Raw genomic sequence first — 5,730 nt, forward strand, 5'->3', positions numbered from 1 at the left:
AACAATCCGAAACAGCAGCCTCCCCACCTCCCTACTAGCCGCATGCACCAGTCTGTAATATTGTCTCTCGCTCACCCCCCAATCGGCAGCCATGCTGCGATGCAATCCCGACACGCCCGCTATCCCCCTCGCCAAGTCCTCCGCTGCCCGCTCCCCGATCTTTAGCTTGTCTCGCAACAACTCAGCAATGGCGACGATGCTTTTGCATCTAACCCGCCACATCTGCCGGGCTACAGCCGCCTCCGCCGGCGTCATAGTCTCTATTTCACTCTGCACTGGCGGACGCAGCCAACACGCTATTGCCGCATGCCGCTCAGGCTCCGGCAGGTTCGATAGCGCATCCATGCTCCAGCGATCCAGCCGGGAGCAGTTGGCAATCATCTGCCGCAATTCAAGCTCGGCCAGCGATAACGCAAACCCGTTCACCGCCGGCCCCGAAACACAATATATGCCCATGTTCTCAACATGGGCCTACATTATATTGTGTTTTTCCTCCCCCTCCAACCCGACTACACACCGGCAAAATTGGGGGGTTGACATCCAACGCAGAACGCGCTAGTGTTCGCCTTGTCACCGGGTGATGCCCGGCCCGGTGGCGGAAAAAACACGAGGGCGGAGGATGATATGACCACACTGCGCGAATTGGTTGAAGCCCATACCGCCAATGCCGCGATCTTTGCCGACCGTGGCAATGGAGCCGCGAAAGGCGAGCGCGGAATTTGCGTGACGCTGGATGATGATATGCTCTCTGAATACGGCGACATTGAAATGTATAAGCTCGATACACCTCATGTGTCCGAGGATGGGTATACCTGCGAGTGGGCCAGCGACTGGTTCACGTCCGGCCAAATAGAAGAAAGGATTTTCTTTTGAACTCAATTCCCGCGATCATGAAAGCGGGAATGGCCGCCCTTCGGGGCGGCTTCTTATTTTGGTCGCGACCGTTTTCCGGTGCCCGCTGTTTTGGTCGGCTCCAACCGCGCCACCGGACACCGCGCATGCCATACAAGATCGTATGCCTCAATGGCGATAACCGCCTCCGGCTCGGCGTCGCCAATTTTGTGAACACCCGTGACGCTGACCATCTTGCACTTATCCCCTACCCGCAGCAGCGCCGATGACCCGGCCTCGATCACGCCAGCGCCTCCTTGACCCTTGCCGGTCGGCGTAGTCCGGCTTGTATCCAGCCTCAATCGCGGCCCTAGTAGCGCATCCAAGCCGCACATAAGCCCGAGCAAATCTCCGTTGCCGCTCCGTGTATCGCCTACTACCCATCTCGGCCCCCCTCCGATCCTGGCGCGTCCGCCCCACGCAGCGCCGCCACCCGCTCGACCACTCGATATAGCATCTCCCCGACGATCCGACTCGCCCTATGCACCAGCCTATAGTACGACCGCTCTGACACGCGCCATCTACCGGCCATGCGCCGATGCAAGTCGATGATACCCGCGATGCCCATGGCCAGGTCGGCCGCCACATGATCGGCCACACCCAGCCGATCACGCAGCACGTCGGCCAGCGCCGCGATGCTGGCGCACCGGATGCGCCATAGCTGTCTAGCGACATCTGCATCGGCCGGCGGCATGGTATCCAGCTCAGCCGGCGCCGGCGGGCGCAGCCAGCAGGCAATCGCCGCATGCCGGTCCGGGTCGGGCAGGCGTGACAGTGCCTGCATACACAGCCAGTCCTGCTGCGAGCACCCGGCCATCAGCCACCGCAGATGCAGCTCGGCCAGGGCCAGTGCCGATGGCATCCTACCGCGCCTCCGATCGGCGCCGCAGTCGCGCCCGCACTACATGATCATCGACTCCCAGCTCACGGCACGTGCGTCTGATCGGCGCTCCGGCCGTCACCATCTCCACCGCACGCCGCACCCGCTCGCGCCTGGCGACCGGGATGCGCACCATCCCACCGCCGATACGCTCGACCACCGCCCGCGCCACATCATCACCCAGCACACCAGCCAGCAGCATGTGATCATGATGATCAGGCGTATATACCCTAGGCATATATATAGTAGGCCCGCCCAGCCGCGCGGCACACCGCAGCGCGGCGTCGATGCCGGCGATGCCGGCGATGTCGGCCAGCACCCCGGGCAGATCATCAGGATCCATCACTAGACCACCGCATCACTATATGTAGTGCCACTACCAGTGTGGAGCCACAATATATTGTGCTCAGGCCGCCTGTCAAGAGGCCCACCGGTCGCATATATGCGTCATCTGAGTCACATCGCCACAACACCAGCACAAGGGGGGGTTGACAGCTCGCGGTTAGCCCGCTAGGATACGCCCCATATCGCGGGGCGCCCCCCGCACCTCCCCGGGTGACGCCCGGCTCGGGGAGGGGAAAACACGAGGGCGGGAGGGAAAGGTGATCGTGACCAAGGATTGGATCGCAGTACATGGAGAGACTAAAGGAATTGCCCTTCGGAGGGCCGAAGAGGCCCTCCAAGAAAACCGGCGCATGCCGGTGGGGTACACGGTAAAGTACCGCCCTGGTAAACGTCGAAGTGACTGGGCGGGGCTGGGCACGATCTACTGCCCGCCCCGCTGGCGGGTCGAGGTGAAGACCCGACCCGCCAAGCCGGGGGAGCTTGCGGCTCCCCTGGAGGAGCCCGAGATCCCAAGTCTCGGGCTCTCGGCCCTTGCTTTCGGCGAGGTGCAGTCCCGGCTGCACCTCGCGCAGATGGTTGTCCTCAGGGAGACGGATTCCATCCGCCTCCCCGATTTTCTAGCCCCCCACGTGGAGTGGGAGGAGCTCCGCCCGTGGGCGGTGCGTTACATCCGATGGGAGCGATGGCGCTCCCATCAGCCGCCACGCCTTTGAGTGGCGGCACTTTCACCTCGAGGGGCAGCGGGAGATCCGCTGCCCCTCGAGCCGCGGCTGCGCTCCACCATGGGCAGCAGCGGCGGCGGCAGCAGCGGCGGCTGCACTACCCCGGGTGCGCCCGGCCCGGGGAGGGGAAACAAAACACGCGGGCGGGAGGGAAAATGTACAGAGAAGAAAGAATAGAAATGGGAGAAGCGCTGCATTATGCAGTGTTTCTCCCGTGGGAAGCGGTCGAGGAAATCCTTGGCCGGCCGCACGAGGGGTCGGCCGAGGACGACGAGGCCATACAGGGGCGCCTGCTCGAAGAGGGCGCCCCGCAGTGGGTCGCCCACCCGGAGGACGGGTGGGTGGACGAGGAGGGTTGGGGCCTGATCGGCCCCGCCCTCCTCGAGGACGGGGAGGAGTGATCCTCCCCGACCTCGCCGCGGTCGGCTATGAGGCCGACCGCGGCACGAAACTCGCTGTCTCCGCCGCCCTGACGCAGCGGGGCGGCGGCGCCCGGGCGCTGCTGGTCACCGGCGCGCCCGGCACGGGCAAGACCGCCCTCGCCGAGGCCATCGCGGCCTCGACGGGGGCGGATTTTTTTTATGCCCTGCTCCACCCCTGGAGCGGGGCGGATGATCTTTTCTGCGGCGTGGACATCCGCGCCGCAGTGGCCGGGGAGGCGGATCACGTCCGCCAGCCCGGCATCCTGGCGCAGGTCGCCAGGGCCAGCCACGAGCGCGAGCTCGTGGTAGTCTGCCTCGATGAGGTGGACAAGGCCCCCGAGGCGACCGAGGCGCTCCTGCTCGACTGGCTGCAGTCGGGCAGGGTGCCGCTGCGCCCGGGTGAGCACATCGAGACCCGACTAGATCGGGTAATCGTGGTGCTCACCTCCAACGGAGGGCGTCGGCACACCGACGCCCTCCTCCGCCGCTGCCGGCGGCTGCGGATGCGGCCGATGTCGCAGGAGCTGCGCCTGCGGCTGGCCGCCGAGCGCAGCGGCGCGCCGGCGGGCGTGGTCCGGCTGATCGACCGCGCCTGCCAGCTAGTGGCGCGGGCTGAGGGCAATGACGCCCTCAGCCTGCAGGAGATCTCCCACGCCTGCCGCGAGGTGTGGGAGGTGGCCGAGGGAGCCGACGATGTGGTCGACACCCTCGTAGCGTGGGCTGCGCGCACCGACGAGTGCGCGCAGCAGGCGCGCACCCACCCCCGCCTCCGCCAGTTGGCGGCGGCCATCTGGGGGGAGGTGGTGCGCGCCCGGCGGCCGGTCGCATGACGACCGCCCGCGTCGTCCTGCGGCCGCAGGACCAGTGGGCCTCGATCGCGGCCCACTGGACCCTGCGCCTCCATGAGCCGCAGGGCGGATGGGGCGAGGTGCGGCTGCGCGATCTGCGCAGTGCGTACTCGCGTCATCATCAATCCCGCGTAGCCGCGGGGGTCGCCATCATGATGGCGGCGGTCGAGGTGGTCGACGGCGGTCGCACGTACCGCTACGGCGACCCCCACGACCTCCAGCGTGGGGCGCACCGCTATGTGGCCCACGGGAGGTATGAGCAGGCGCGGCAGGAGGCCGCGCGCCGGGCGGTCGAGCGCGAGCTCGATCGCCTCGTCTCCCGCTATGGCGCCAATACGCGCCTGGCGGAGCTGATCGGCCGCGTCGCGGCCGATCGGGCCGATCATCGGATCGGATCCGATCAGGCCGCGCCTGCGACGCGGCATACATCCAACGCCGTCCACGGAGGGGACGGCAACAGCGGCGAGGTGGACCACCTCGCCGAAAAATCCGCCCAGCGTGACGGCGGGGGCGCACCCATGGATGGGTCCGTCCCCGCCGTCACGCCCGACGCCAAGGAGGGATCCGACGGAGCCCGCACGGACTCGCAGGAGGCCGGTGGGGCCGAGCGCCCCTCTACCCCGACGACGGGGGGTGTGCCCGCCAGGCAGGGCGATCGCGGAGGCGACGAGCCGACCGCGGGGATGGGCTCCCAACCGTGCGCGTCGCAGAGCTGCGGCGACACACAGATCGACGACGGCCCGGTCGAGATCCCGGCTGCGGCCGCAGAGACTGAGCGCGCACGGACCATCGAGGGCCGGGCGGCTGAGGATGCCGGGGCACTCAGCATCGCCATAGATCAGCCGGACCTGATCATCCCTGCGGATGATCAGGTCCCGTTGTTCACGCGCCAGCCCGGTGCCATCGTCCGTAGCGGCGCGATCAACGTGCCCGCCAGGGCACGGGCGCGCTACGGCGCGGTCTGCCGTAGCTGCGCCAACGGTTGGCTGGGAGAGTTCGCCGCGGCGATCTCCTCCCACCGCGGCCGGCCGGGGCGGCTTGCCCGCGCCTTGGCTACGGCGATCTGCCCCGCCGGAGACACGTCCCCGCGGTGGGACGCCACGGCGCTGGTGCGGGAGATGGTCTCCCGCCGTTGGGCGGTCGAGCGCTGCCGCCGCCTGGAACTGGCGCCGCGCTGCATCGTGGCGCTGGATGTCTCCACATCCACGGCGATGCGGCAAGGCAGCGCGCTGCGGGAGGAGATCTACGCCACGGTTGCGCAGCTCCCGCACGTGGCGCCGGAGGTCACGGTCGTGACCTACTCTAACACCCACCCGCAGCACGTATATGGCGCCGCGCTGCGGGATAATGAGGAGATCACCGCCGACGAAGAGTGGTGGGCGTGGGTCGCGATATGCGACCCACGCCCCATTGTATTCCTCGGCGACGTCCAGGGCGCGCCGGCCATGGACGCCGTGGCGTCTGTGCGCCGTCGTGCGCCGCTGGTCGTCGACCCCGCCGACTACGGGTCGGTGGAGGCGCTGATCGCGGACCTGCAGCGGCCATGATCAACGGATACGACGGCGGGATCCCCGCCCGCCACTCCGCTGAGTGGCGGCCAGTTTCACCTCGAGGGGCAGCGG

General features: G+C 67.5%; 6 protein-coding genes. 3 read left to right on the top strand and 3 right to left on the bottom strand.

The genetic code is table 11. The annotated features are described in order from the left end of the window. From D6682_02380 to D6682_02390, 3 genes are all read right to left on the bottom strand, one after another. Positions 1-276, bottom strand: a 276-nt coding sequence (locus tag D6682_02380; protein ID RMH52228.1) for a hypothetical protein, incomplete at its 3' end; no start/stop codon positions are given. Positions 277-1,092: 816 nt separating this feature from the next. After that, positions 1,093-1,638 (bottom strand): hypothetical protein, encoded by a 546-nt coding sequence (locus D6682_02385; protein RMH52229.1) that lies wholly within the window; start codon positions 1,636-1,638, stop codon positions 1,093-1,095. 116 nt (positions 1,639-1,754) lie between these two features. Further along, a complete protein-coding gene (locus D6682_02390; GenBank protein RMH52230.1) occupies positions 1,755-1,973 on the bottom strand; it encodes a hypothetical protein in 219 nt (72 codons plus the stop codon). 592 nt (positions 1,974-2,565) lie between these two features. On the opposite strand from D6682_02390, the gene D6682_02395 reads away from it, so the two are divergent. The 3 genes from D6682_02395 to D6682_02405 all read left to right on the top strand — a co-directional run bounded on the left by D6682_02395 (position 2,566) and on the right by D6682_02405 (position 5,655). After that, a complete protein-coding gene (locus D6682_02395) occupies positions 2,566-2,829 on the top strand; it encodes a hypothetical protein (protein ID RMH52231.1) in 264 nt (87 codons plus the stop codon). 322 nt (positions 2,830-3,151) lie between these two features. Further along, positions 3,152-4,090, top strand: coding sequence for an AAA family ATPase (locus D6682_02400; GenBank protein RMH52232.1), 939 nt, complete (start codon positions 3,152-3,154; stop codon positions 4,088-4,090). After that, positions 4,087-5,655, top strand: a complete 1,569-nt coding sequence (locus D6682_02405) for a hypothetical protein (GenBank protein ID RMH52233.1) — start codon at positions 4,087-4,089, stop codon at positions 5,653-5,655. The genes D6682_02400 and D6682_02405 overlap by 4 nt, the downstream gene beginning before the upstream one ends. Positions 5,656-5,730: the final 75 nt, after the last annotated feature.

Source organism: Zetaproteobacteria bacterium (assembly GCA_003696765.1).
GTDB lineage: Bacteria > Pseudomonadota > Zetaproteobacteria > Mariprofundales > J009 > RFFX01.

Excerpts from the sequence above, each read along its gene's own strand:
- D6682_02385 (RMH52229.1), bottom strand. The coding sequence starts at position 1,638 with ATGCGGCGATTGCCTGCTGGCTGCGCCCGCCGGCGCCGGCTGAGCTGG.
- D6682_02390 (RMH52230.1), bottom strand. The coding sequence starts at position 1,973 with ATGCTGCTGGCTGGTGTGCTGGGTGATGATGTGGCGCGGGCGGTGGTC.
- D6682_02405 (RMH52233.1), top strand. The coding sequence starts at position 4,087 with ATGACGACCGCCCGCGTCGTCCTGCGGCCGCAGGACCAGTGGGCCTCG.